Below are 24,522 nucleotides of genomic sequence, written 5' to 3'. Positions count from 1 at the left end.
GAACACGAACCTCGGGCACAACTCGATCATCTTCATGATCGAATGCCAGGCGAACTACATCCTCGACTGTCTGCGAAAGTTGGACGAAACCGGCGCTTCCGCTATCGACCTGCGGCGCGACGTCATGGACGAGTTCGATGCTGTCCAGCAAAAAGAGCTGCAGCAAAGAGTTTGGGCGTCCACCGGGAAGAGCTGGTACAAGAACGACGCCGGGCGCATTACCAACAACTGGTCCGGCAGCACCATCCGCTATTGGTGGAAGACGATCCGCGCCGATCCGAAGCTCTATCAGCTCGAAACGCGTCGCGCGTCTTCAACCTCCGAGAATGCCACTACCGCCGTCGATCCGGCGCATCGCGCGGCATAAGACCGGATATAGAGTGGATTGGCGTGGCGGTCGGTAGGAATTACAGAGTAATAATTACTCAATAGCCGAGCATCCGAAAAGGCTTTTGAGCGAAAATCTTATATAAGTCATAATATTTTTGGACGAACCAGCTTGTGCATGGTTGTTGCAATGCTTCGGCAGAATCAGCAAACCTCCGCCACGTTTCGTCTGGAAAAATTATGGCAAATGAAATCCGGGTTCTGATCGCGGAAGATGACGTCAACACCCACGAGGAGTGGCGCGAGTCGCTTGCGGTGTGGGGATTCCGCGGTGAGATTGCCGAGGACGGCGTCCGCGCGCTCGAGCTTATCAGCAGTTTCGACCCGCATATCCTGCTTTCCGACCTGCGGATGCCGCGAAAGAGCGGCCTCGAGCTTCTGCACGATATCCGCGAGCTCGGCATCCATCTGCCGACCATCATGATTTCGGGGCAGGGTGAGATTCCCGACGCGGTCGAAGCACTCAAGCAGGGCGCGATCGACTACCTGCGCAAGCCTGTCGATCCGGCGCATCTGCAGCGCGTGCTCAAGAACATCGCCGACAACATAAATATTCGCGAAGAGAACTCGACCCTGCGCCGCCGCCTGGCCGAGGCAGGCGAGCTGGGCCCCCTGTTCGGACGTTCGCTGCCGATGCGCAAGGTGATCACCGCCATCGAGCGGCTGGCGCAATCTTCCGCCTCTGTCGTGATAACCGGCGAGAGCGGAACCGGCAAGGAGCTGGTCGCTCGCACGATTCACGAACTGTCGCCTCGGCGCGACGCGGCTTACGTGCCGGTCAACTGTGCGGCGATTCCCGAGACGTTGATGGAGAGCGAGCTGTTCGGACATGAGCGCGGCTCGTTCACCGGCGCCGACCGGCGCAAGGAAGGATGCTTCGAAGTCGCCAACGGCGGCACTTTGCTGCTCGACGAGTTGACCGAGATGAAGGCCGAGCTGCAGCCCAAGCTGCTGCGCGTGATCGAGGAGCAGCGGCTGCGCCGGGTCGGCGGCACCGCCGAGATACCGCTGGACGTGCGAGTGCTAGCGTCGTCGAATCGCGACATCGAGCAGGCGGTGCGCGAGAACAAGCTGCGCTCGGACCTCTTCTACCGGCTGAACGTTTTCACGATCGTGTTGCCGCCCCTGCGCGAGCGTATCGACGACCTGCCGCAGCTCACGCAAATGTTCGTCAAGCATTACGCGGAGCAGAACAAAAAAGATGTGTCCGGGGTTGACGAGGAATGCATGAAGGCGCTCCAGGCGCATCCGTGGCCGGGCAACGTGCGCCAGTTGCGCAACGTCATCGAGCGCGCCCTGATCGTCTGCGAGGGCCGCACCATCCGCAAAACCGATTTGCCCGACGACTTTCGCGCGGCGGGCGGCGGCGGTGACGGCGGCTTCATCAAGATTCCGCTGGGCACTTCTCTCGACGACGTCGAAAAAGAAATGATCACGCGCACCATCGAGTTCACCGCCGGCAACAAGACCCGCGCCGCCGAGATTCTCGGAGTCAGCGCGAAAACTTTATACAATAAGCTCGAACGTTTCGGCGCCGACCGCACCTAGCTCGACACCAGTCGTCCGCGGTTCGGTCGAGTCCGAGTGCGGGATCATTGCGCGAGGAGTCCATGCATCTGCGAGCAAGACTGGCTCTGATTGCTCTCCTGTTGATGCTCGTTCCTACGATCTCTCTCAGCATCATCTCGATCGACTCGCGAATAGCCACGATGATCGACGACATGTCGCGCTCGACCGACTTCATGATCGCGCAAATCTTCGAACAGGTGCGCCTCGCGCTCTCCCAGAGTAACGGTGACGTGACCACCGCACTTCGCGGCAGCCAGCCGGTCCGCAAGCTGCTCGATTCGACGGTTGCATTCGGCCCCGCAGTGGTGGCGGCTTCGGTCGTCGGCGATGACGATACCGTGATCGTTGCTGCCAACGGTGACGGCGAGGGGAAGCCTGCGCTCAGCCTGCCGAGTGTCAGGGAACTCGAGGAGCAGGCTTCGCAATGGCTCCTGTTCACCTCGCTGCCCAGTCTTCTGACCGCGAAAGTTTACGAGGCGCGCCGCCGCGTGGACATCAACGGTAAGCCGGCCGCGACAATTTCCGTCGGCGTGACCACCGCGCTGATCGCGGATCAGGCTCGTCATCTGTTGGTGGTTATCGTTGCCACCGCCGGACTCGTAATCGCGGCCGCGATGCTCGCGGTAGTGCTGATCTCCAACCGGATTCTCGACCAACTTGCCAACCTCACCAGTGGGTTTGAACAGCTCGCCGCCGGCAAGAGTCCTTCGGAGCTGAAGGTCTCGGGTCCCGGGGAGCTGAGCACGCTGGCCGAGAAGTTCAACGAACTGTCGCGCCAGGTCCGCGCTGATCGATCGCGATTGGACAGCGACCAGTCTCATCTGTTCGACGTCGTCCGCTCGATCCAGGATGCGGTCGTGCTGCTCGACGCCAGCGGCGTAGTGCTGTTCGCCAACAAGGAAGCGCAGGAGCGTCTGGCGCCGAAGAACGGCTCGCTCGAAGGTACCTCGCTCGTCTCTGCGCTCGACCCCGCCCATCCTCTGCAGGCGCTGGTGCAATCTACCGTCGAGGGCACCGAGGCGCACGACGTTCCGATTACGCTTCCCGCCGGCGGAACCTACCTGGTTTCATTCTTTCGCCTGGGGCGCGAGCGGGTTCCGGCGGGTCTGCTGATCGTGCTGAGAGATTTGAAGCCTGTCATCGAATTGGAAACCGCGCTCGATTCGTCCAATCGGCTGGCGCGCCTTGGAACGCTGATTTCCGGTCTCGCTCATCAGCTGCGCAGCCCTCTGAACGGGATGAACATGAGGCTCGAGCTGCTGCGCCATGAAGCGGGCGAGGCGGGTGGAAAGCACATCGACAAATTGCGCCACGAGGTGACCCGGCTCGACGAAGCGGTCGAGGCGCTGCTGCGGTTCATGCGGCCCGAGCAATTGAAGCTCAGCGATTTCGACGTGAATGAGTTGCTCAAGGAGCTCGGCGCCCGTGTGAATTCTGAAAAAATCAAAGTCGAGTACCAGCTGGATCCCGCGCTTCCGTCGGTTCAAGCCGATCGCGGATTGATTTATGAAGCACTCTCCAACTTGATAACCAACGCCGAGCAAGCGATGCCGGACGGTGGAGAGATGACGCTTTCCAGCAAGTCGCAGGGCAACGCGGTCGAACTGACTATCGGCGACCACGGTCCCGGAATAGCCAAGGAGCAACTCGATCGGATTTTCGACTTGTACTTCACCACCAAGACCGGCGGCAGCGGCCTGGGTCTGCCGTTCGCGATGCGCGCGATAGAACTAAACGGCGGAAAGATAGCAATAGATTCAGAAGTTGGCCAAGGTACCATATGTAAGATAACTATTCCCCTTGCATCCAATGCGCCTGCCAAACCAGCGGTGTCCAGCGCGGCTTAAGCGAATCGATCGGCGATCAATCCGTCCGCTTGCCCATGTCCTCTCGCTATCACTGATTTTTCTCGTCGGATGCGCTGGCGGAACCTCGGGCTCGAGCTGGTTCTCAAACTTTTTCAGCGGCGCTTCTTCGACGCCGACACCAACCATCGAGCCAACTCCAAGTGAGACGCCTACTCCGATCGCATCTCCGGTGGCCGAGGAAACGCCTGGACGGACCGCCAAGAAAACCGCAAAGCAGGCGCGCGCCGCGTCGGAGAATGCTGCCATCGCCGCGAAAGAGGCTGCGAATGCATCCGCCGCCGCAGCGCTGGCTTCGAAGCAAGCGGCGAGTGTGGCCAACCGGATCGAAGGATCGGGACCATCAAACGCAGACGTAAGCCTCGAGAGCAATCCGGAGACGGGTGCCGCTCCCGCTCCCGTGGAAGCTATCGGAAATCGCGCAACTCCAGCCTCAAGTCCGTCACTCGCGATGGCAGATCCCAGTGGGGGGGCGGGCGCGCGAACAACTCCGAGCGTCAGCACGCCCGCGCTGGAATCACCAGGGCCGTCAGACGACTCCAACTCTGCGAAAGCGGCAAAATTGATTCAGGATGTCGACAAGATGTCGCGACGGATCGATCGCAAGAATCTTTCGGCTGACGATTCTCAGCGCGATATTCTCGCGCAGAAATTATTGCAGGAAGCTAACAAGGCGCTGGCCGATCGAGACAGTGTGGCGGCAGTCAGTCTCGCAACTAAAGCCTCGACCTTGTTCGAGCCGCTGCCGAAACTGGCGGATTCAGTTACACCGCCCGCGCCATAGCGCAAATATCTTTTGTTCCCTCGGTAACATTTCGACCGCGCATTATGCATGATCGCATCGCAATTTTTACCGCACTACCGGAATCGTGAAGAAATTACTCCAGTTTATCGCTACAAAAGCTAAGTGGCGCGGTATTTGTGTTGATGGCCCTATACTTGCTCCCTTTTTCATGCAGTCACGAGTTTGGTCGTAACCTCTAATAATTTATTCTGTCATCTTCAGCATGAATTGCGATCAAAAATGCGCACTAAGATTAATTACATCGGCTGCACAGCGGACCTTCGTGACTCTGAATAGGAAGGTGCGTTCGACCGTGAGCGAACGGCATACGGTTGTAACCGCGAGCAGCGACTAAGTGGAGCTATCAGATATGGAGTATCGTCGCCGATTCCAGCAACCACGAATCGGGAGACGGCTCCTCTTCACGCACGCAACCTTTGCGAGATGCGGTCGAATCCGATGTCTGAGAATGGCTCCGTGAGGTCGGTGTGGAGTTCCGACATGGCAAAATCGCGGAGACCCCATCCAATCGTCCAGGTGGTTCAAAACGCTGCGAGCGAGCTCAATGACGTTCTGAATGCGATCAGCCTGCGCATCTCACTTTTGCAGCACCAAGTCGAGGCATCTGCGTTCGAGGCAGAGATCTTTCGCCTCGCCCGTCTGATCGAAAAGGCATCTCAGCGCATTCATCGTTTGGACGACTACGCGCGCGCGGAAGAGCTGGTCGCCTCGATGCGCCCGGCACGCAATCGAAAGCGCTCCAGGATCAACCGAAACCCATCACTTTCCTCCGAACCATCTCAGCGTACCGCGCTTTTGATTACCGACACACCCGGCGAGGATAGCGCGATTAAGCAATCTCTCGAGCGCAGCGGATGCACTGTCGTGATGGTGGGCTCTTCCGACGAAGGACTAAGCTTGCTCCAGTCCAACCAGAGTTTCGATCACATCGTATGCGACTCGACCTTGCTGGCTGGATCCGGCGGCAAGTTCACTACTGAATTATCGCGTACTGCTCCCGAAACTCGTGTCTACGTTCTGGAACGTCCGGTCTTATCTGAGCGTACTTTCAACCGCGCCCATTGAAAATTTCCGCTGAATTTCCAGGCATCGTCGGAACGCGGAAAATTCTACACGCGCACTTTACTGAATAATCTACATTGCCAAGCCAAGCTCCTGTGGTATGGCCTTTGCTCCTCTTCTAGCGAGCAATTTGTCAATTTCCGGAGGAAAGGCAAATGAAGCGCGAACATCACTGGGCACTATTGACGACGGTCATAGCATTCCTGGCAATGGTTGGGACTGCTTTCAGTCTGAATCCTTCGTCTAGCATGCAGTATCCAACAACCACCGCCGGTAACTCTCGCCCAATTATGCGAAGCATCGTGAAGGTGCATACTGACCACGGCGTGATTACTATACCCGGCAACGCAGATTCATGGGCCGCCGCCGAGCGTGCGGTATTTGTTGCCGACAGCATCGCGGATGTCCAGCTAGCCAATAGTGAAATCCCCTGGCGGATCTCGTTCGAATAGCTATCGATACCTATCCGCAAAACATTGCTAACTAGCCTATTTTTGCGTTCCCGTAAGCCGAAACCGAGGAGGTTTCAAGCCATGAAGAATTCAATCCGAATAGCTATCTCACTCGTGAGTATCGCTGCCATACCTTTCATCAGCGGATGCGGCTCCTCCACCTCCACCGAACGGATCAAAGAAACCAACGCGACAACTACCTACGTCCCATCTCCGCCGCCAGAAGTAGTCGTTCAACCTGCGCCAGTCGTAGTAACGCCGCCCCCGACCACGGTGACCACCACTGAGGAAAAGAGCAGCTCTAATTCAACCGACGCCGATAACAGCGCAACCCGTGAAAGCTCGAGCTCGTATCACAGCGAGTCTTCAACCGTGACTCCTATGAATGCACCCGCGCCTTCACAGGAAGAAACCACGACTACTTACCAGAAGAAGACCTACCAGGAAAGCAACTAATTGTGTGAGTACAACATGAAGTTCGTAAGAGTCAAAGTCGTTAGTGCGATGTTGCTGTGCAGTCTTGCCTTGCCCGCATCGAGCTCGCGTGCAGAACTGGCAACAGTTGTCACCGGTCCGGACGCCGCATCTGACGCGCCAGCCACCACTACCAATAAGTCGATCACACTCGAACACGACGACGTCCAGACCTCCGCCGAGCATCATTACAACTCTCCCGCCGAACGCGCGAATGATGACCTCCTGATAACCGAGGTGAAGAGTTTACTCGCCGAACAAGGCATCTCCGATCAATACCCGGTCGAAGTCGATTGCGATCATGGGATGATCCAGTTGAGCGGAGTAGTTGCGTCAGCCGAAAAGGCGAAGGAAGCGGAATCGATCGCCCTCAACACCAAGGGCGTGGTCGGCGTAAAGGACAAGCTAACCTGGCATTAAGACTCATCGCCGCAGCAAAGGGATCACTTCCTTAGCGAACTGCTCATGCTGCGCGTCGCGCTCGGCCGACGCTGAGATAACATCTACGTTGACGTCGCGAATTCCCGCTTTGACGAACTCGTCAATTCTCGCCGCGACGTCCGCCGGCTTGCCGATCGCGGCGTAGCGCTTCGCAGGTTCGCGGAAGTCCATCGCATAGCGCTTGCTGAGATATGTAGCGGAGATATCGAGCGCAGCTTCGTAGCTGGAGCCAAGAGTCACGAACAGATGCAGCGCCGTTCCGAAATGCTCGAACTTGCGGCCCGCTTTCTCCGCTTCACGCGCAATGAACTCGAGTCCCTCACCGACGCGTTTTGGCGTGACGACGTACGGCATCCATCCTTCCCCCAGCAGCGCGGCGCGTCTTAGCGCGCCTTCGGCGCGGCCGCCGACCCATATAGGTGGTCCGCCGGGAGTGCGCGGTTTCGGCAGCATGGTGACTTTCTCGAAGCTGAAATACTTGCCGTGATAGTCGACCGGTTCCCCGGTCCACAGGCGCTTGATTATTTCGATCGCCTCGTTTGCGCGCCCGCCGCGTTGTTTGAGCGGGACGCCGCACGCCTCGTATTCGCGCGGAAATTCGCCACCGACGCCGACCCCGAAAATGAAATGTCCCGCGCCCATCAAGCGGTCCACGGTTGCGACCATCTTCGCAACCGTCGTGGGATGACGCAGCGGCAAAAGGAAAATGCTGGTGCCGAAAATCAGGTTCGGCTTTAGCGCCGACAGGTAGGTTAGTTGCGTCAGCGGATCGTCGACCGGTCCGGTAAACGCGACGTGGTCTCCGGTCCAGATACTTTCGTAACCCCATTCCGACAACGTTTTGACAGTCTTCAGCGCGTGATCGCGATCGGCAGCCGTCGCCATCGCGCCAAATCGGATCTTGGAATTCAGCGGTAGTGCATTACTCATAAGTCACACCGATCGAAGTGCGCCGCCGTCGATGCGGATCAACGAACCCGTCACATAGGCCGCCAGCGGACTCGCCAGGAACGCCGCGACCGCGCCGAATTCCGCCGGTGTGCCGAGCCGTCCAAGCGGAATCGTCTGCGTGTTTCGCTGGATCGCCTCCTCGACAGTAATTTTCTGACGTTCCGCAGCCGCGCTGCTGAGCTGCACGATGCGATCGGTGAGAATCGCCCCCGGCAAAAGCGTGTTGACTGTAATTCCGTCGCGCGCAGTCTCCGTCGCCAGCGTCTTGGCCCATCCGACGATCGCGCTGCGCAAAGTATTCGAGACTCCGATCGTGGGAATAGGTTCGACCACGCTTGAAGATGCGATGTTCAGGATTCGCCCCCACTTGCGCGCGCGCATGTCGCCGATCAGCATGTCGGTGATTCGAAACAGCGGCATCACCATCGCGTTGAACTGATCCTCCCAGACTTTCGCCGACACACCCACGACACCCGACGGCGGCGGCCCGCCTGAATTGTTTACCAGGATGTCGATATGGCCCAGTTCTTTGCGCGCCGCGTTGGCCGCATCCTCGACCGTCGGCCAGTTCGCGAGGTCCGCCGCAAATCCGACCGCCTTGGCGCCGCGCGACGAGATTTCGGAGACGGCGCGATCGAGCGCCTCCTGACCGCGCGCAACCAGCGCGACCGCGACGCCTTCGGCTGCGAGCGCGTCGGCCACACCGCGCCCGAGTCCCTTGCTGCCGCCGAGAACCAGCGCCGTTTTTCCCTTGAGTTGAAGATCCATTTCATTTCACCCTGGCATTGTTGGTTACGGGTTCTGTTTCTGCGCGCCCGGCAGGTAGTCGTCGAGCGGCACGCCGAAACTATTGAGCGCCCACGAGACCAGGTTGTACTGCCCGATCGTGAAAACCACGTCCATCATTTGCTCGATACTGTAACGCCCGAATAGCTGCTTCCAGGTCTCGTCCGAGACAACGGAATTCTCGTACAAATCATCGGCCGCCTGGATCAGGGCCGCCTCGTGCTTATCCCATCCCGCCTTCGGACCCTTGCTGATGCGATCGATCTCGTCGTCGGTGAGACCGGCGCTCTTGCCGATTCGCACGTGCTGCTCCCATTCGTAAGGCGCCTGGTTCAGCCAGCCGATGCGGAGGATCAAAATCTCGCGATCGCGCGCCGGCAGCGATTGACCGCCCAGAATGTAGCCGGCAAAGCGCGACCAGCTTCGCGCCAGCTTCGGATTCTGCATCAACACTCTGAAGATGTTGACGACCTCGCCGTTGACCTTGTTCCGCTCGCCCATCTCGCGATCCTCGGCGCTCAAAGTGGAAAAATCGCGGAACGGAATTCGTTGTTTTCTCGCAGTCACAGGTACTCCTCCGTCATCGTTATTGAGCCGGTTTCATTCGACCAGCTTTAATCCACAATCGGGATTTTCTCCAGCCGATCGATCCTTCATTGCCACACGCGACGCGCGATCTCGGCCACCAGTCGCAGTTTCGCTTCCTGCGTCGACTCTGGGATTGGATTGCCCTCCCATACCGTGCCGAAACCGCATGACGTGGACAGCGCCATTTGTTCGCGTGGAAAAAATTTGCTCGCCTCGTCAATGCGCTCGATGATTCCCGCTGCCGACTCGAGCTCGACGCGCTTGGTCGAGATCAAACCCAGCACCACGGTTTTGTCGCGCGGAATTTCGCGCAGAGGCTCGAAAGAACCGGAGCGCCAATCATCGTACTCGAGCAGAAAGCGCGAAAAGTTTCGGGCGCGCTGAAAGACCTCCTTCGCGACCGACTCATAGCCTCCCTCGCCGACGTAGTAGCCCTTGTTGTTCCCGCGGCACAGATGAAGCGCGAAGGTGACGCCGCGGACGTCGGCGACCGAGTTGATGATGTCGATGCCCTCGGTCAGCAGCCGCTCGGGATCCATCCCGCGATCAGCGAAGTCCTCGCGCCGGCGATCCGGATCGCAAAGCATCCCGAGTTCCGGCGCGTCGATTTGGATGTACTCGCATCCGAGCGCCGCCAGCTCGCGTGCTTCCTCGCACACGATATCGGCGGAGTCGCGAAACAGCGCGAACGGATCCGGATACGCGTCCCGCGAGTATTCGGGCGACCATCGCAGAGTCATCATCAGCGGACTGGGCAGCGTGACCTTGAGCGGCTTGGTGGCACGACCGCGTGCATACGCGAATTCTTCGTTGGTCAGCGATCGCAGCCGATGAATTCTATCCACCACCGCATATTGCACCTGGATATTGGTCTGCTCCGCTTTTTGATTCTTCTCATGCGGCCGGCGCCACACGCGCGTGAATGCGGGAATCGGCTTGACGCCCGAGATCACGTCGGTCAACGGCGCGATGAAATGGGTGCGCCGCATCTCACCGTCGGTCACCACGTCAACCCCGCATCGCTCCTGCAACGCTATCATCTCATCGACTGCGTGATCTTCGATCCGCTTGAAGTCCAGCGTGCCGAGACTTCCAGCCTCCCATCGCTTGCGCGCATCCTTGAGATAACCGGGCCGCAGCATCGATCCGATCACTTCCGCGCGATATTCGATTCCCATCACGGTTCTCCTGAAATCGTTGTAGCGAATCCGGCGCCCTTTGACATAATGCGCTCCAGCGATGGAATCGTTTGACGTTGTGATCGTGGGCGCCGGGGCGGCCGGGCTGATGTGCGCGATGACGGCCGGGAATCGCGGCCGGCGCGTTTTGGTGCTCGAGCATAACGATCAGGCGGGCGCCAAGATTCTCATCTCGGGCGGCGGACGCTGCAATTTTACCAATCTTGAAATTGCGCCGGAGCGCTTCATTTCCGCGAACCCGCACTTCTGCAAATCCGCGCTCAGCCGCTATACGCAGCACGATTTCATCGCGCTGGTCGAGCGCCATCGCATTCGCTATCACGAGAAAACGCTGGGCCAGTTGTTCTGCGACGGATCGGCGCGTGAGATCTTGGCGATGCTGCTGGCGGAGTGTGCGGCCGCCCGTGTCGATCTGCGCAACAGACACCGCGTGATGGGAATAACGCGCTCGGATCACTTTCGCATCGAGACCGACAAGGGCATCTTCACCGCGCCTGCCTTGGTGATCGCGACCGGCGGCCTTTCGATTCCAAAAATGGGCGCGAGCGGCTTCGCTTACGACGTCGCGCGACGCTTCGATCTTGAAGTCATCGAACCGAGGCCCGGACTGGCGCCGTTGAAGATGACGGACGAGACGCTCGAACTTTGCAAAGATCTCGCAGGCGTATCGGTGGACGCTATCGCTTCATGCGGCCGCGACAGTTTTCGCGAGAAGGTTCTATTCACCCATCGCGGTCTGTCCGGTCCTGCGATTCTGCAGATTTCGTCGTACTGGCGCGAGGACGAAACGATTTCGCTCAACCTTACACCTTCGTTGGACATAGAAAAGTTCCTCGCGGATCGAAAGCACAAGCGGCCGAAAGCTGAACTCAAAACCGTACTGGCTGAGGTGCTTCCGACGCGCCTCGCGCACGCCCTCGCCATTGATGCTGCGTCCAATCTTCCGATTGCTAATGTCCCAGACCACACGCTTTCCCAACTGGCGCAGCGGCTAAAACGGTGGCAGCTCAAACCGGCAGGCTCCGAGGGATGGCTGAAAGCCGAAGTAACCGTCTGCGGGATCGACGCCGCCGCGCTCTCTTCGAAAACGATGGAAGCACGCGCCGTGCCCGGCCTGTTCGCGATCGGCGAGGCGGTTGACGTCACCGGATGGCTCGGCGGTTACAATTTCCAGTGGGCGTGGTCGAGCGGATGGTGCGCGGGCAACGCCGTCTAATTTCGATGGACGCCAGGTTCACTGCTTACCTTCAGAATCTTCGAGCACGCCTTCCGCGATGAGCTTCGACACTTCCGCGTCGGGCATCGCAAGAATCGCGCGGCAGATTTCGCGCGTATGCTCACCCAGCGCGGGCGCCGGCGCGACGCTCGGTTCGGGGATCGACGACGCGTGAAAGGCCGGCCCCTCGAACATCATTGAGCCCACTCCAGGTTGATCGACTGGTTGAGGATAGCCACGCGCGAGCAGATGCGGGTCGGTCGGCATGTCGCTCGCGTACATCATGAAGCCTGCAGGCACTCCGGCACGTTGCAGTATCTCGGTCACTTCGCGATCGGTATGCGCGCAGGTCCACTCGGCCACGTTTCGATCGAGTTCCCCGCGAGCCTCAATTCGCCCGCGCGCAGTTTCGTATTCGCGGGCGCGCGCCCACTCAGGATCGCCGATAGCCGCGCGGAACCTGCGCCAATCGTCATCGTCGCGAATCGTGATCACGCACCAGCGCTCGTTCCCGTCACATGGGTAAACGCCCCACGGCGCGCCACGAGGATTGTGATTGCCCTGCGGTTCGACGGTGCCCGGCGCGAGCGTAGCTTTGAGCATCAGGTCGGCGAGGAGTCCGATTATCACTTCGACCTGCGCGACTTCGAGATGGCCGCCGCTCTGACGCTCGCGGGCGAGCAGCGTCGCGATTGCTCCCAGAGCCAGCATGCGGCCGACGAGATGATCAGGATGAATCGCGCCGGAGCCTGGTGGCATCCCGCCTTCGGGAAAATTCCACAGCCAGGTCATCGCGCCGGCGGTGCGGCTGTTTGGACCGAATCCGATCCAATCTTTCCACGGGCCGGTCGCGCCCATGAGCTGGCTCGAGGCGAGCACGATCCGCGGATTGATTTCGCGCATCTGCTCGTAGCCGAGCCCAAGTTTTTCCATCGTACCCGTGGCACTGTTCTCGATGACCACGTCGGCGACGGCGACGAGCCGTTTGATAATCTCGAGTCCGCGCTCGGTGCGGAGATTGATACCGAAACTGCGCTTGCATCGGCTCGACGAGGCGAACGCCGGATTCATTTCCGTGCCGTATATCGCGCGGATGAAATCGGGGTGCGCGCGGGTCTCGATTTTGATCACGTCGGCGCCGTATTCCGCCAGCAGCCGGCCCGCTTCGACGCCGACGCCGCCGATTCCGAAATCCAGCACGCGCAGGCCTGCGAATGGATATCGCCGCTGCGTAGCGTCGGCGAGCGTCGACGCCTTCGCGATGGGCGCTAACGGCTCGCGATCATTTTCCCCAACGGCTGGCGCGCGGCCGGTGAAGCCGAGCCGGCGTCCGTCGAGGATGAAAAAGCCGTCGGCGACGCGACCCTTCACGCCATCCGCCACTTCGGCCTCGCGAAACGTTTTGCGATCCGCAAAATGATCGGCCGCCAGCACTTCGTCAGGACTCAGCACTGGTGTCATCGCCAGGCCGCGCCGCTGCGCCTCGCGCGCGAGATCGAGCTTGTTCTTGTCCTTGAAGAATTCCGCGAACATCGGATCGAGGATATCGTGCTGGATCGACATCCGACCGAGCAGGTAGTCGAAGTGATCGGCTTGCAGGACCTGCGGCTCGCCGAGCCACGCACGCATCGCGCGCCACTGCCGGGGATTCAGGATGATCAGGCGGACGTAGCCGTCAGCGCATGGATACATAGTGTAGACTGGCGCCGATCCGGTGCGAATCTCGTAATATGAGCCGCCGCGCGCTTTCGACGCGCTGAAACTCGGCATCGCCCAGTCGGACGTCTGCGCCGCCGCTTCCATCACGGACACATCGAGATGCTGCCCGCGTCCGGTCTTCGCGCGATCCCACAGCGCTGCGACGGTTGCGAAGGCCGCAGTCGTGCCTGCGACGTCGTAGGCGATCGCGCCCGGCGGCAACAGCGGCGGCTTGCCCGGGACGCCGGATCGAAAAAGCAATCCCGACATCGCGACGAGTACCGCATCGGTCGCGGCATAATCGCGATACGGACCCGTCAGTCCAAATGCAGTGATAGACGTGATCACGAGTCCCGGATGACGCCCGAGAACCTCGCGACGATCGAGGTCGCCAGCGCGATGCGATTCGATCCATACGTCGGCCGCGCCCAACAGATTCTCGAGTCGCGGATGGCCTTCGGCGGATTCCAGGTTGAGCGTGACGCTCTTCTTGCCGAGGTTGCGGACCGTGAAATACAAACTGATGTCGTCGTGAAACGGTGGTAAGCGGCGCGACGCTGCTCCGCTCGGCGGATCGACGCGAATCACTTCGGCGCCGAGGTCCGCGAGCAGCCGCCCGCACATCTCGCCGTTCTCGTCCGCTTGATCGATCACGCGGATGCCCGCCAGCGGACGCTCGAAGTCAGACGCCATCTGATCCCTCGTCACTGAAGCTGCGCAGAGTCTTCAGCCTTTACGGCACACGACCTCGATGTTGTTGCCGTCCGGATCGAACACGAATGCGCCGTAGTAATCCGGATGGTATTGCGCGCGAATGCCGGGCTTTCCGTTGTCTCGGCCGCCTGCCGCTATCGCCGCCTGATAGAATGCGTCGACGAGGCCTCGCTCCGGCGCGGAAAATGCAATGTGCGACGGACTCCCCGGCTGAGCCTTGCCCATCCAGAAGTCGGCCCTCGTCTCTGTACCCATCCCGACAGCCTCTCCGAGATCCCTAATCACCTTGTAGCCGAGCGGCGCCAGCGCAGCGATGAAAAACTGCTTGCTGCGGGCGATGTCAGAAATTGGAATGCCGATATGATCGATCATTGTGGCACCTCCAAAGAAAAGAATTTCCGATCTCGAGTACTCTGCTCAGGCGGCTTTGCGCGCGCGCGGCGTAATTCGCACCGGCAAATGCTTCAGGCCGTTGATGAAATTAGATCGCAGGCGTTTCACCGGGCCGGTGCGCTCCACCGACGCGATGCGCTTCACCAGCTCCTCGAACAGGATGCTCATCTCCATCCGCGCCAGGCTCGCGCCGAGGCAGAAGTGCGGACCGCCGCCGCCGAACGCGACGTGCTGGTTGGGCGTGCGCCGGATGTCGAAGGTGAACGGGTCGGAGAAGATCTCCTCGTCGCGATTCGCCGAGATATACCAGATGCTGACCTTGTCGCCCGGCTTGAACTTCTGTCCGCGCAGCTCAGTTTCGCGCGTCACGTTGCGACGGAAGAACATCACCGGCGACGCCCAGCGCAGGATTTCCTCGGTAGCCGAAGGCACCAGCGCGGGATTGTCGGCGAGCATCGCGAATTGATCGGGATGCTCGATCAGCGCGTGCATTCCATGCGACATCGCATTGCGCGTGGTCTCGTTGCCAGCCACCGCGAGCAGCAGGAAGAAAACGTTGAAGTCCATCTCCGAGAGCTGGTCGCCGTCGAGATCCGCCTTGAGCAGCGCCGTGACGATGTCGTCGCGCGGATCTTCGCGCCGCTGCTTCGCGAGCTCGTTCGAGTACATGTACATCTCGATCGCTGCCTGCTGGACCTTGTCCTGGCTGACCGCGTACTCGGGATCCTTGCTGCCAATCATCCGATTGCTCCATTCGAAGAGCTTGTGACGATCTTCGTACGGGACCCCAAGCATCTCGGCGATCACCTGGAGCGGAAGCTCGGCGGCGACGTCGGTTACGAAATCGCAATCGCGCTTCTCGAGCGCCGGATCGAGGATTTTCGTCACCATCTCGCGGATGTGAGCGCTGAGCGCGTTGATCATGCGCGGTGTGAATCCGCGATTTACCAGCGAGCGGTAGCGCGTGTGATCGGGCGCGTCCATCGTGAGCATCATGCGGCCCTGCGACGACAGGTCGGCCTGCGCCTCAACGTCTTCCAGCGCAACGACGCCGCCGCGCGACTGCTCCGAGGAGTAGGTGACGCCGTCCCGGCCCACTTCGACCACGTCGTCGTAGCGCGTAATCACCCAGAAGCCAGGACCGCCGGGCTCGGGATGTCTGAAGATGGGCGCCTCGTGCCGCAGCCAGGTGAACCACTCGTGCGGAACTTTGTCCTCGAAAATTAACGGGTCGAGCAGATTGATCTCGCCAGCTTCCACGGCGATTCCTCCCGGAGCCGAAATTAGAATGGGTTCTAATCTACCAAGAGCGGAGCCGCATGCGTCAACGGAACCTAACGTGAAACCCGCGAACGTTTTCCTCAGCGACGACGCCAAGGAAGGGCCGCTTGCGTTCATGCAGAAGCGCAAGCCGGAGTTCAAAGGCCGCTAGCGGCGTCAATTCGCTATGCAGCGAATCGGCTGCATTTCGCCGTTCCCATTCCGCGGGTAACTAATCTAACATCACGCTGGGACTCGCACTCCGAATAGTGCGAGCAGTCCGGAGGTCTCGATGGATTCAGCGGATGCGAAAATTACGGGCGGAGGCGCCACCACTGCCGCGTATACTTCCCACCAGCCATTGAGCCTCAAGACCAAGATTCTATACGGCGCGCCGAGTTTCGCGGGCGCCGCGATGATTATCCCGATCCTGATCAACATGCCGAAGTTCTATGCCGACGTGGTGCTGGTGCCGCTCGGATTTCTCGCGATGGCGATTGCGATCGCTCGTTCGCTCGACGCGCTGAGCGACCCGCTGATGGGCTGGATTTCCGATCACACGCACACGCGCCTTGGCCGGCGCCGTCCGTATATGTTGATAGGCGCTCCGCTGTGCGGCGTCGCATTCTTCTGCCTGCTGAATCCGCCCGCGGTATTTACGGGTGGCCGCGCGGCAATCTGGTTCGGCGTGACCTTCATACTCTATTTTGTATTTCATACTATCTACGTTCTGCCGCATTACGCGCTCGGACCGGAGCTGACGCAGAACTATAACGACCGCTCGAGCCTGTTCGCGTGGCGCGAGTCGTTTACCATCCTGGGGACGATCGTGGCCGCAGGCGCTCCCGGCGTCATGATCGGGACCTTTCATCTGAGTCAGCGCCAGGCGTACTTCCGGCTCGGTATCTTCTTCGGCATCCTGGTCACCGTTCTCTACACATTGCTGGTAGTGACAATAAAGGAGCGTCCCGATTTCGTCGCGCGTGAGTCGAATCCGCTGGTGCCCGGCGTCAGGCGCGCGTTGCGCAATCGTCCGTTCGGGATTCTGCTCGCCAGCTACGTTGTTGGGAGCATCGCCGGCGCGATTCCGGCGACGATGATGCCGTTCTTCAATGCCTACGTGATCCGCCCGCCCAATCCAGACGTTTGGCTTTCAAAGTTGCTGGTCGGTTACTTCGGACTTGGATTTCTGTCGATGCCGATGTGGGTCTGGATCGCGCGTCGAATCGGCAAGCTCAATACGTGGCTCGCCAGCTTTTTCCTGGGCATCAGCGGCGGCGCTGCGATGTTCCTGCTGCGGCCCGGCGACATCCACTGGCTGATGGTGGTGATTTGCTGGGCCGGTATCGGCTTCGGCGCGGGCTTGTTCCTGACGCCCTCGATGCAAGCCGACGTGATCGATTATGACGAGCTGTACACCGGCAAGCGGCGCGAGGCGCAGTACACCGCGTTCTGGTCGATGCTTCCGAAGTTCATCGCGATTCCGAGCGCTGCGGTTCCGATCGCGATTCTCGCCTCGCTTGGCTACAAAGCGAATCACGTGCAGACACCACAGGTGGTTTTTGCGATTCGGGCGATCTTCGCGCTCGCGCCCGCGACTTGCTCCGCGCTTTCGTTTCTGATCGCATGGCGCTTCCCGATCACGCAGACGATTCACAATGCGATCCTCGAAGGCATCGAGCTTCACGGACGCGGCGAAGTTGCCGTCGATCCGATGACCGGAGCAAGCGTGCCGCCGCCGACTCCCGGCCACGACGAGGACGTTGGATGGTTCCTCGACTACTTCTCCAGCGGCGAGCTGAAGCGCTATCTGGCCAGGGGCGCATCGCAGCCGGTGCGCGACGTGATGAGGGTCGCCACGATGTCGATCGCGGTCTCGATCATTTCGGTCATCTACGTGTTGCATCGCGTCAGCTCGCTCAGAGCCGATCCCGGCGCGATGATCTCGCTGATTGTCGTGGCGGGAGGGCTCGCCTTCGCAATCTTCGTCTTCCATCTGATGCGTCTCGGTCCCGCCCGCCGGCTGGCTGCGGGTGAAGTGCCGGCGGACGTCGTCCGCGCACATTTGGGCCAGGTGGTAGAAGCTATTCGTGAAGGTACCCCTGAACGCGCAGTGGGGTGAAGACGCGCATCGAAGGTCAAATGTAGGTAGTGTCTCAGTTTGAAAGACTGCTCACGCGTCTCGGATGCGCTGCGCGACCTGCGGCATCACTTGGTCCAGCAGAGCCAGGCAGTCCCGATAACCGGCCATCCCAAGTTCGTAGGGGTCCGAGATGCCGCCTTGATGTTCGTTCGCAACCATCACGCTGGCCGAGTCTGCGCTTAGGGCGGAACGCACCTCATCGGCCTCGTCGTGGCCGACACAAACGATCCATCGGTACTGGCCGAGATCTAAGTCCCCGATCCAGCGGCTGATATGGCCGCTCAAATCAACCCCGCGTTCCTTCATGCACGCGACAGAGCGGTAATTGGCGGGACGGCCTGCCAACTCCTTACGCAAACCCGCACTTTCGACTAAGAAGGTGGTACCAAGGTGCTGCTGAAGAACCGCCTGCATCATCGGGCTGCGGCTGATGTTGCCAACACAGACGCAGAGAACCTTCTCCATCATGCGATGAAAGCACAACGGGCCACGCATTTGAACCTCTGGCGGCTGGACTCAATACAGACCGGGCGGATCGGCGACGGCGGAGCCCCGATCTACAGCGCGCCGCGCGGAAATTCAAAGTGAGACACTACCCAAATGTAATACCCGCGGTGGGTTTCACGCTTCCTTCGGCAGGGTGACCCCTGCACCCGGCGAAAAGAGAAGGTGCGGGACTTCGTCTCCGTTCGGAAGTTTGTAGGGGGAAGGATTTCTTTGCGTCCGGTTCCTCTTCCCTCTTGTCTAGTGCCACCTAATTTCCTTTCCGTGAGGACGGAAAAGGGGGAGCGGCAGAGGGGATGTTGAGTGTTCGAGCGCTTCTCGGCCTTGTAATTACACTGTGGATGCAATAACTTCGACCACCTTATGCCGCAGCTAGCCGCCCTCGATGGACGCTTCGCCCGCTCCGCTCGCACGCGCCATGCCGTGGTGGACGCTCTTCTCGACCTCCTCAATGAAGGCGATCTCAGTCCGACTGCTGCGCGTATCGCCGAACGCGCTGGCGTCTCGCTGCGGCTCGTGTTCCATCACTTCGACGATCTCGAAGCCATTTACAGCGAGCTCGCCGATCGGCAGGCCGAGCGCGTCAAGCCACTCACCGTGCCGATTTCTGTCGCGCTCCCTCTGCCGCGACGCGTCGAAGAATTTTCCGCGCAGCGCGGCCGCCTGCTCGAGACCTTGTCGCCCGTGCGCCGCGCCGCGGTGTTGATGGAACCGTTTCGCGCTGCCCTTGCCAAGCGCCTCAAGCATGCGCGCAATCAGACGCGCGCTGCCGCGATTGCCGTTTTTGCGCCCGAGCTATCCAAACTCGCGGCAGATGAAAGGCGGGCGGCGACCGCGGCGCTCGATGTGATTACGTCGTGGGTCGCGTGGGAGCAGATGCGGCGGCATCAGGGGCTGTCCGAAACCGAGGCGCGCGGGGTGATGGCGACGACTATTCGCGCATTGCTCGCAAAATAAAATTCCAACGGGGGAGACCGCAAAGACAAATGGGACGCAACATTCTTTTTATCACCACCGATCAGCAGCGCTACGACGCGCTAGGATGTAACGGCGGCAAGATCGCGCAGACGCCAGTCGCCGATCGGCTCGCCAGCAGCGGAATCAATTATCGGCGCGCGCACAACCAGAACGTGGTCTGCATGCCGGCACGCTCCACTATGATCACCGGCCAGTACGTGCGGACTCACGGCGTCGTCGCCAACGGCGTCGCACTGCCGCCCGACTCGCCAAGCGTCGCCGCGTATCTGCACGAGAAGGCGGGGTACCATACCGCGCTGCTGGGCAAGGCGCATTTCGAGCCCGCCTTCGATTTGCAGGGGCGATGGTTTGAGAACAAGATGGCCGGCAAGAATTCAACCGGGCCATACCGCGGCTTCGATCGGATGGAACTTGCGATGCATGTCCCGATCGGCGGATGGCACTATTCGCAGTGGATGCTGAAGAACCATCCCGACGAAATCGCTGGCTTCGCACCGATTCTGAGCGCACTCCCGGGCGGCGACACCGGCGCGCCCGAAGTGAAGTACAATCCCGTTCCGCGCGAGCATTACCACACCGACTGGGTTGCCTCGCGCACAATCGCGTACCTCGACTCGCTCGATCCCGACGACAACTGGTTCGTGTGGATGAGCTTTCCCGACCCGCACCATCCTTGGGATCCGCCGCAGGACGAGGCGCGTCGTATCAACTGGCGCGATCTCGATCTGCCAGCGGGCTATCCCGGCTCGCGTGAGAAGATCGAAAAGATACTCGCCGGCAAGCCGCGCCATTGGCTCGATTGGTATCAAGGCCGCTTCGGCAATTTCGAAGGCGGCCCCTCCAGCTTCGTTCCGTGCCAAATGACCGAGGATCAGGTTCGCGAAGTCAATGCGATGACCCACGTCGAGAACGAATTGATCGATCAGGCATGCGGACGCGTGCTCGCGCGCGTCACTGAGCGCGGATGGGAATCGCGCACCGACGTCTTTTTCACGACCGACCACGGCGAGCTGCAAGGCGACTTCGGCCTGCTCTACAAGGGCCCCTATCACGTGGACGCTCTGATGCGCCTGCCGATGATCTGGCGCCCAGCGCCGTCGGCCAACGTCGCGCACAACGAAATCGCGGAGCCGGTCGGGCAGCTCGATCTCGCGCCGACCTTCTGCCAAATCGCCGGCCTTCCAGTTCCGGACTGGATGCAGGGCAAGCCGCTGCCGATCGCGCCGGGCTCGGGCCGCGAGCGCGTAATCACCGAATGGGACAGCCAGTTCGCCGCCATCGGGATGCATCTGCGGAGCATCTACCGGGACGGCTACACGCTGACGGTTTACGAGAAGTCGACGCGCGACTACGGCTTCGATCTCGCCGGCGTTCCTCCCATGCTCGCGCCGCGCCTCCCGATCGAGGATATCCGCTACGACGGCACCGAAGGCGAGCTCTACAACCTGCGCGAAGATCCGATGCAATGGCATAATCTGTGGGATGATCCCGCGTATGCGAAATTGAAATCCGATTTGCGCGCCGACCTGTATGACAATTTGCCCCCGGAGCGGAATCCAAAGCTGCCGGTCGAAGCACCGGCGTGAGCGGAGGGATGGAAGGGGAAATCACTTTATTGAATGTGAAACCCGCGGTGGGTTTCACACTTCCTTCGGCAGGGGTGACCCCTGCACCCAGCATTAATCGCGAAATGGCGAGGACGCCATTTCGCTCTCAAGTTCTGCCTTGTGTCATTCAGAGCGAAGCGAAGAATCCCGGCTCCTTCTTCGCCTCGCCCAGTTCGTGGGGAGAGGTCGGCCTGCTGTATTGACGGATCGCTGATGCGCACCTAAGTTCTTGAAATCCACGTCTGGAGCCAGCTGTATGATCAAGCCGTATCGCACCTCGAGCGCATTCCTGACCATCGCCGTTTTGATTCTGACCGTAGTGAGCGCGTCGTCGATGGCGCACGCCGATCGTGAGGCGGAACTGATGAACCGGGTCAATGCTGCCTTGCGCAGTAACCCTCGGCTCAACGGCGCGAAGGCCTACACGGCGGCCGAGGGCGTGGTGGTGCTTTACGGGACGGTCTTCGACGACAAGGATCGGGCGATGGCCGAGCAGACGGCGAACAGTGTGCCCGGCGTCAATTCTGTCGTCGACAATCTGCGGACCAAGACCGGCAAATGGGCCCAGGAAGAAGAGCGTATCAACACCCAGCTCCTCACCAACGGCTTCACCGACGTGCAGGCGCGAGTCGTGGGACCGTACATCTACCTTTCGGGCAATGTTGTCGGGCAAGCTGCCAAGGATCGCGCTGCCAGCGTGGCTTCGTCAATATATCCGAACAAGCAAATCAGCAACATGATTTTCGTCCACCCAGGATCGATGTTCTAAGCACGCCGCCCTGCCTGCTTTGACGGAATCTTCCGGCGTCGGATGATCTTTTTCACTACTCTAAGTACTTATCTGCTACCTTTCGCTCTCCTAAGCAACTCTAATTGTTGCTTACGCTCTAAGACCCACGCAAACTGCTCGTGAAACAACATGTAGTGCTTGACTCCTGTATGTAATATATAGACACTACAGAAAGTAAGTTTGGTAACTAATTCACCATGTGAAGTGATGGTGACTAATTAGTAGCAAACGTTTGGCGAGAGACTAGGCATTACTGCCTCGGGAGGGGAGTACTTATGTCGGACATGGAACATCACGCGAAACCACAGCCCTCGGACGATCAAATCGAAGGTCAATCGACTCAGGGCAGCGCCTTCGAAGAATTCTACGGCGACTTCGAAAGTATCGAGAGCCTGGGCGTCACCAATCAGGAGCTACAGGCATTGTCGCGCGCATCTCTGCTCGGAATTCCGAATAGCAGAGAAGACGTGATCTTCATCCTGCGCCAGATTCGTGAATCGATGAAGAGCATGGAGGCGCAGGCGTCGGACCCGCTCGGGTCTATTGATACGCCAGCAAAAAAGATCGAAGAGCCGGTGCGTGACTTTGGCAAGATCACCGAAGCTATTCGGCGCGAGGCGTTGGCGAACCTGGACGATCGGGACTTGAAGGCTGCCATCCGGCGCAGGACCGCCGTGGGACGCCTGGAGTCGGCCTGGGGGCTCGTTACGATGGTGATGAGCCGGACGCATTCACTCGTCATGCAGGTATCTTACAAACTAGTCGGCCATTCTGTTATTTCGCGGCCAGTTTGAAGCGCTTGGCGCGCCAGCCCAGGTGCGAGCAAGTTCCTCGACAAGTGATGCCCCGGGATTAAACCTTCGCGATCATCTCGAAGTACGACATCTCGATCAGATCGCTCTGCCCTACATTGAGCGCAGCGAGGATTTCGTTCACTGCGCTCCGGCTGCGCTCGGGATCGTCGCCGTCCGCAATCACCGCCTCGATCTCGCCGTAGTCGCCGAGCCGCGTGACCTGATCGAGATGGAACCGCACGTTGTCGCGCATCATCAGGGTACGTACTTTTTCAACGACCGCAATTGGGCCGAGCGCGGTGGCGAGAATTCGTAGGGTCCGCGGCGGATCAGCGACCTTCACAATCTCGTAGTTGCTCAGCATCAGCGGGCCGCTCTCGTCGCGATGGTAGTAGATGAGAACGGCGGTGCCGTTTTCCTCGCGCAGCTTCAGCTTGCCGTTCGCGACGCGAAAAAAGGTGTCGCGCTGATGAAGTACCGCGCGCCGGGTGTATCCAAGGTCGCTCGCGCGCGCCTCGGCCTCGGCATGATTGGTGAGCGGGAACTTCGCTTCCAGGTTCTTCATTTTTCGTTGATCGCGACCTCCTTGCCGTGAAAAACTTGACAGTTCGGGAAGCGCGCGCATAGGCTTCCACGACTTTCGCATCGGCATTCATTTGAGTAAGTCACCCGACACGAATCCGAACGACACCAAGCTGATTGAGGCAGGCTTCGATCCGGCCGCCGCGCCGGCCGACGCGATTGCGAAACTTCGCGACCTGAGAGGCAGCCCTGGAGTCACGGAGGTCGCGATTGCGCGCGCGCTCGGGACGATCGCGGACCCTGCCGCGGCTGCGATGCTCGCCGAACTGGAAACGGGCGCATCGGGCGCGATGCGGCGCGAAGTCCGTCGCGCGTTGTACAAGCTCAAGCAACACGGCATCGACGCGCCTCATTCCGCCATCCCGTCCACGGCCACCTCCATTCAGGACACTGCCCCTGAAAAAACTGAAAAAACGGCGATGCTTTCGCCGATTGACGGTGAAGGGGCGCGGATCGTGTGGATCGTCAAGCCGCGCGTGCAGGGCGGCGTGATCCGGATGTGGGCGCTGATTTCCGAGCGCGAGGGTTTGGTCGGCGCGCAGAATACTCACCTTACCAGGCGCGAGCTGAAGTCCGAGCGCGACGAGCTCGAGCGTCGCGCGCAGGTCAAGCTGGTCGACGCCGACTGGCGCGTCGCCGACTTCATCGCATGCGAGGCGTGGCGCAATACACCCGAGTCGCGCCGTGGCCAGGTCGGAAACTTTCTCGCCCTGCGCTCCGAGTTGATAACGTCGCCGCCGCCGACCGAACTGGTTCATCCCGTCTACGCCGAGCTTGCCACCGAAACTGCCGGGGAGCCGTCGGTCGAGCTGCTGAAGGAACCTGAGCTGCTCGAGTGGCGTTTGCCTGACGATCTGCTCAAGCGATACGTCGACGAAATCAATGAGGCCGGCGAAAGCGTCATCGTTTTGAGCCCGATGCATAAGCAGGAGCGCGTGAATGCGGTCATCGATCGCGCGACCGCCGAACTTTTGCGCGGTGACACCGGCAAGCGGATCCAGCGGCGGCTCGAAGATATCGCCTACTACCTCGCGCGTGTCGGACGTCGCGAGCAAGCGGGATGGGCTGCGGGTGCTGCCTCGCGCCTTCGCGACGGAATCGACGTGACCAAGGTCCTCTTCTTCCAAGCCTTCATCCGCACGGAACTTGGAACGGTCGCGGCGGCCGAACAACAGAAGGCCGAAGAGGAGCCACGCCTGATCATGACGCCGGCCGAAGCGATGCGCGCGCGCGAAGCCAGGACCCGCCGCCGCTAACCGCGCGT

At 60.1% G+C, this 24,522-nt stretch carries 23 protein-coding genes and 1 pseudogene; 15 read left to right on the top strand and 9 right to left on the bottom strand.

Annotation, left to right across the window (positions count from 1 at the left end):
• The 8 genes and pseudogenes from WB650_RS23910 to WB650_RS23875 form a co-directional block, all read left to right on the top strand.
• Window positions 1–367, top strand: a pseudogene (locus tag WB650_RS23910) (hypothetical protein); the annotation flags it as partial.
• Window positions 368–567: 200 nt separating this feature from the next.
• The gene (locus WB650_RS23905; protein ID WP_422304343.1) at window positions 568–1,935 is read left to right on the top strand and encodes a sigma-54-dependent transcriptional regulator; all 1,368 of its coding nucleotides are present in this window, start codon (window positions 568–570) and stop codon (window positions 1,933–1,935) included.
• 62 nt (window positions 1,936–1,997) lie between these two features.
• Entirely contained in the window at window positions 1,998–3,803 is a 1,806-nt protein-coding gene (locus tag WB650_RS23900) for an ATP-binding protein (protein ID WP_422304342.1), read from the top strand.
• Window positions 3,804–3,993: 190 nt separating this feature from the next.
• The gene (locus WB650_RS23895) at window positions 3,994–4,605 is read left to right on the top strand and encodes a hypothetical protein (RefSeq protein ID WP_422304341.1); all 612 of its coding nucleotides are present in this window, start codon (window positions 3,994–3,996) and stop codon (window positions 4,603–4,605) included.
• 501 nt (window positions 4,606–5,106) lie between these two features.
• The gene (locus WB650_RS23890) at window positions 5,107–5,691 is read left to right on the top strand and encodes a hypothetical protein (protein WP_422304340.1); all 585 of its coding nucleotides are present in this window, start codon (window positions 5,107–5,109) and stop codon (window positions 5,689–5,691) included.
• Window positions 5,692–5,843: 152 nt separating this feature from the next.
• Window positions 5,844–6,140, top strand: a complete 297-nt coding sequence (locus tag WB650_RS23885) for a BON domain-containing protein (protein ID WP_422304339.1) — start codon at window positions 5,844–5,846, stop codon at window positions 6,138–6,140.
• Window positions 6,141–6,221: 81 nt separating this feature from the next.
• Window positions 6,222–6,596, top strand: a complete 375-nt coding sequence (locus tag WB650_RS23880) for a hypothetical protein (RefSeq protein WP_422304338.1) — start codon at window positions 6,222–6,224, stop codon at window positions 6,594–6,596.
• A gap of 15 nt (window positions 6,597–6,611) precedes the next feature.
• Window positions 6,612–7,034 (top strand): BON domain-containing protein, encoded by a 423-nt coding sequence (locus WB650_RS23875; protein WP_422304337.1) that lies wholly within the window; start codon window positions 6,612–6,614, stop codon window positions 7,032–7,034.
• Window positions 7,035–7,037: 3 nt separating this feature from the next.
• Here the strand turns inward: WB650_RS23875 and WB650_RS23870 are convergent, their stop codons facing one another.
• The 4 genes from WB650_RS23870 to WB650_RS23855 form a co-directional block, all read right to left on the bottom strand.
• Window positions 7,038–7,985, bottom strand: a complete 948-nt coding sequence (locus tag WB650_RS23870) for an LLM class flavin-dependent oxidoreductase (protein ID WP_422304336.1) — start codon at window positions 7,983–7,985, stop codon at window positions 7,038–7,040.
• 3 nt (window positions 7,986–7,988) lie between these two features.
• Window positions 7,989–8,774: an SDR family oxidoreductase gene (locus tag WB650_RS23865; RefSeq protein WP_422304335.1), complete on the bottom strand. Its 786-nt coding sequence runs from the start codon at window positions 8,772–8,774 to the stop codon at window positions 7,989–7,991.
• A gap of 24 nt (window positions 8,775–8,798) precedes the next feature.
• Complete coding sequence (locus tag WB650_RS23860; RefSeq protein ID WP_423962309.1) at window positions 8,799–9,359, bottom strand: carboxymuconolactone decarboxylase family protein; 561 nt, start codon at window positions 9,357–9,359, stop codon at window positions 8,799–8,801.
• 86 nt (window positions 9,360–9,445) lie between these two features.
• Complete coding sequence (locus WB650_RS23855; protein ID WP_422305698.1) at window positions 9,446–10,558, bottom strand: cobalamin-independent methionine synthase II family protein; 1,113 nt, start codon at window positions 10,556–10,558, stop codon at window positions 9,446–9,448.
• A 61-nt stretch (window positions 10,559–10,619) separates the two neighbouring features.
• Here WB650_RS23855 and WB650_RS23850 point away from each other — a divergent pair, with 61 nt between their 5' ends.
• The gene (locus WB650_RS23850; protein WP_422305700.1) at window positions 10,620–11,795 is read left to right on the top strand and encodes an NAD(P)/FAD-dependent oxidoreductase; all 1,176 of its coding nucleotides are present in this window, start codon (window positions 10,620–10,622) and stop codon (window positions 11,793–11,795) included.
• An 18-nt stretch (window positions 11,796–11,813) separates the two neighbouring features.
• Here WB650_RS23850 and WB650_RS23845 read toward each other — a convergent pair whose 3' ends face one another.
• From WB650_RS23845 to WB650_RS23835, 3 genes are read right to left on the bottom strand one after another with little or no spacing between them, the layout of a single operon-like run.
• Window positions 11,814–14,186 (bottom strand): CaiB/BaiF CoA transferase family protein, encoded by a 2,373-nt coding sequence (locus WB650_RS23845; RefSeq protein WP_423962307.1) that lies wholly within the window; start codon window positions 14,184–14,186, stop codon window positions 11,814–11,816.
• Window positions 14,187–14,219: 33 nt separating this feature from the next.
• Window positions 14,220–14,579: a VOC family protein gene (locus WB650_RS23840; RefSeq protein ID WP_422305704.1), complete on the bottom strand. Its 360-nt coding sequence runs from the start codon at window positions 14,577–14,579 to the stop codon at window positions 14,220–14,222.
• 45 nt (window positions 14,580–14,624) lie between these two features.
• A complete protein-coding gene (locus WB650_RS23835) occupies window positions 14,625–15,860 on the bottom strand; it encodes a cytochrome P450 (protein ID WP_422305706.1) in 1,236 nt (411 codons plus the stop codon).
• A 292-nt stretch (window positions 15,861–16,152) separates the two neighbouring features.
• Between WB650_RS23835 and WB650_RS23830 the strand changes: the two genes are divergently transcribed.
• Window positions 16,153–17,982 (top strand): MFS transporter, encoded by a 1,830-nt coding sequence (locus WB650_RS23830; RefSeq protein WP_422305708.1) that lies wholly within the window; start codon window positions 16,153–16,155, stop codon window positions 17,980–17,982.
• Between the two features lie 51 nt (window positions 17,983–18,033).
• On the opposite strand, the gene WB650_RS23825 is transcribed toward WB650_RS23830, so the two are convergent.
• The gene (locus WB650_RS23825; protein ID WP_423962305.1) at window positions 18,034–18,498 is read right to left on the bottom strand and encodes a low molecular weight phosphatase family protein; all 465 of its coding nucleotides are present in this window, start codon (window positions 18,496–18,498) and stop codon (window positions 18,034–18,036) included.
• Between the two features lie 372 nt (window positions 18,499–18,870).
• Between WB650_RS23825 and WB650_RS23820 the strand changes: the two genes are divergently transcribed.
• From WB650_RS23820 to WB650_RS23805, 4 genes are all read left to right on the top strand, one after another.
• Complete coding sequence (locus WB650_RS23820) at window positions 18,871–19,464, top strand: TetR/AcrR family transcriptional regulator (protein WP_422305712.1); 594 nt, start codon at window positions 18,871–18,873, stop codon at window positions 19,462–19,464.
• A gap of 29 nt (window positions 19,465–19,493) precedes the next feature.
• Entirely contained in the window at window positions 19,494–21,071 is a 1,578-nt protein-coding gene (locus WB650_RS23815; protein WP_422305714.1) for a sulfatase, read from the top strand.
• A gap of 277 nt (window positions 21,072–21,348) precedes the next feature.
• Window positions 21,349–21,861 (top strand): BON domain-containing protein, encoded by a 513-nt coding sequence (locus tag WB650_RS23810; RefSeq protein WP_423962302.1) that lies wholly within the window; start codon window positions 21,349–21,351, stop codon window positions 21,859–21,861.
• 296 nt (window positions 21,862–22,157) lie between these two features.
• A complete protein-coding gene (locus tag WB650_RS23805) occupies window positions 22,158–22,676 on the top strand; it encodes a hypothetical protein (RefSeq protein ID WP_423962300.1) in 519 nt (172 codons plus the stop codon).
• A 58-nt stretch (window positions 22,677–22,734) separates the two neighbouring features.
• On the opposite strand, the gene WB650_RS23800 is transcribed toward WB650_RS23805, so the two are convergent.
• Window positions 22,735–23,241 (bottom strand): class IV adenylate cyclase, encoded by a 507-nt coding sequence (locus WB650_RS23800; RefSeq protein WP_423962298.1) that lies wholly within the window; start codon window positions 23,239–23,241, stop codon window positions 22,735–22,737.
• 91 nt (window positions 23,242–23,332) lie between these two features.
• Here WB650_RS23800 and WB650_RS23795 point away from each other — a divergent pair, with 91 nt between their 5' ends.
• Window positions 23,333–24,514, top strand: coding sequence for a hypothetical protein (locus WB650_RS23795; RefSeq protein ID WP_422306916.1), 1,182 nt, complete (start codon window positions 23,333–23,335; stop codon window positions 24,512–24,514).
• Window positions 24,515–24,522 lie beyond the last annotated feature (8 nt).

The organism is Binatus sp. (SeqCode) (genome assembly GCF_049584895.1).
In the GTDB taxonomy this organism is placed as follows: domain Bacteria; phylum Desulfobacterota; class Binatia; order Binatales; family Binataceae; genus Binatus.
This window is presented reverse-complemented; position numbering and strand designations above follow the sequence as displayed.

What these genes read in the sequence shown, in the direction of transcription:
- WB650_RS23905 (WP_422304343.1), top strand. Translation starts at nt 568, where the DNA reads ATGGCAAATGAAATCCGGGTTCTGATCGCGGAAGATGACGTCAACACC.
- WB650_RS23900 (WP_422304342.1), top strand. Translation starts at nt 1,998, where the DNA reads ATGCATCTGCGAGCAAGACTGGCTCTGATTGCTCTCCTGTTGATGCTC.
- WB650_RS23890 (WP_422304340.1), top strand. Translation starts at nt 5,107, where the DNA reads ATGGCAAAATCGCGGAGACCCCATCCAATCGTCCAGGTGGTTCAAAAC.
- WB650_RS23885 (WP_422304339.1), top strand. Translation starts at nt 5,844, where the DNA reads ATGAAGCGCGAACATCACTGGGCACTATTGACGACGGTCATAGCATTC.
- WB650_RS23880 (WP_422304338.1), top strand. Translation starts at nt 6,222, where the DNA reads ATGAAGAATTCAATCCGAATAGCTATCTCACTCGTGAGTATCGCTGCC.
- WB650_RS23875 (WP_422304337.1), top strand. Translation starts at nt 6,612, where the DNA reads ATGAAGTTCGTAAGAGTCAAAGTCGTTAGTGCGATGTTGCTGTGCAGT.
- WB650_RS23870 (WP_422304336.1), bottom strand. Translation starts at nt 7,985, where the DNA reads ATGAGTAATGCACTACCGCTGAATTCCAAGATCCGATTTGGCGCGATG.
- WB650_RS23865 (WP_422304335.1), bottom strand. Translation starts at nt 8,774, where the DNA reads ATGGATCTTCAACTCAAGGGAAAAACGGCGCTGGTTCTCGGCGGCAGC.
- WB650_RS23855 (WP_422305698.1), bottom strand. Translation starts at nt 10,558, where the DNA reads ATGGGAATCGAATATCGCGCGGAAGTGATCGGATCGATGCTGCGGCCC.
- WB650_RS23850 (WP_422305700.1), top strand. Translation starts at nt 10,620, where the DNA reads ATGGAATCGTTTGACGTTGTGATCGTGGGCGCCGGGGCGGCCGGGCTG.
- WB650_RS23845 (WP_423962307.1), bottom strand. Translation starts at nt 14,186, where the DNA reads ATGGCGTCTGACTTCGAGCGTCCGCTGGCGGGCATCCGCGTGATCGAT.
- WB650_RS23840 (WP_422305704.1), bottom strand. Translation starts at nt 14,579, where the DNA reads ATGATCGATCATATCGGCATTCCAATTTCTGACATCGCCCGCAGCAAG.
- WB650_RS23830 (WP_422305708.1), top strand. Translation starts at nt 16,153, where the DNA reads ATGGATTCAGCGGATGCGAAAATTACGGGCGGAGGCGCCACCACTGCC.
- WB650_RS23825 (WP_423962305.1), bottom strand. Translation starts at nt 18,498, where the DNA reads ATGCGTGGCCCGTTGTGCTTTCATCGCATGATGGAGAAGGTTCTCTGC.
- WB650_RS23820 (WP_422305712.1), top strand. Translation starts at nt 18,871, where the DNA reads ATGCCGCAGCTAGCCGCCCTCGATGGACGCTTCGCCCGCTCCGCTCGC.
- WB650_RS23815 (WP_422305714.1), top strand. Translation starts at nt 19,494, where the DNA reads ATGGGACGCAACATTCTTTTTATCACCACCGATCAGCAGCGCTACGAC.
- WB650_RS23810 (WP_423962302.1), top strand. Translation starts at nt 21,349, where the DNA reads ATGATCAAGCCGTATCGCACCTCGAGCGCATTCCTGACCATCGCCGTT.
- WB650_RS23805 (WP_423962300.1), top strand. Translation starts at nt 22,158, where the DNA reads ATGTCGGACATGGAACATCACGCGAAACCACAGCCCTCGGACGATCAA.
- WB650_RS23800 (WP_423962298.1), bottom strand. Translation starts at nt 23,241, where the DNA reads ATGAAGAACCTGGAAGCGAAGTTCCCGCTCACCAATCATGCCGAGGCC.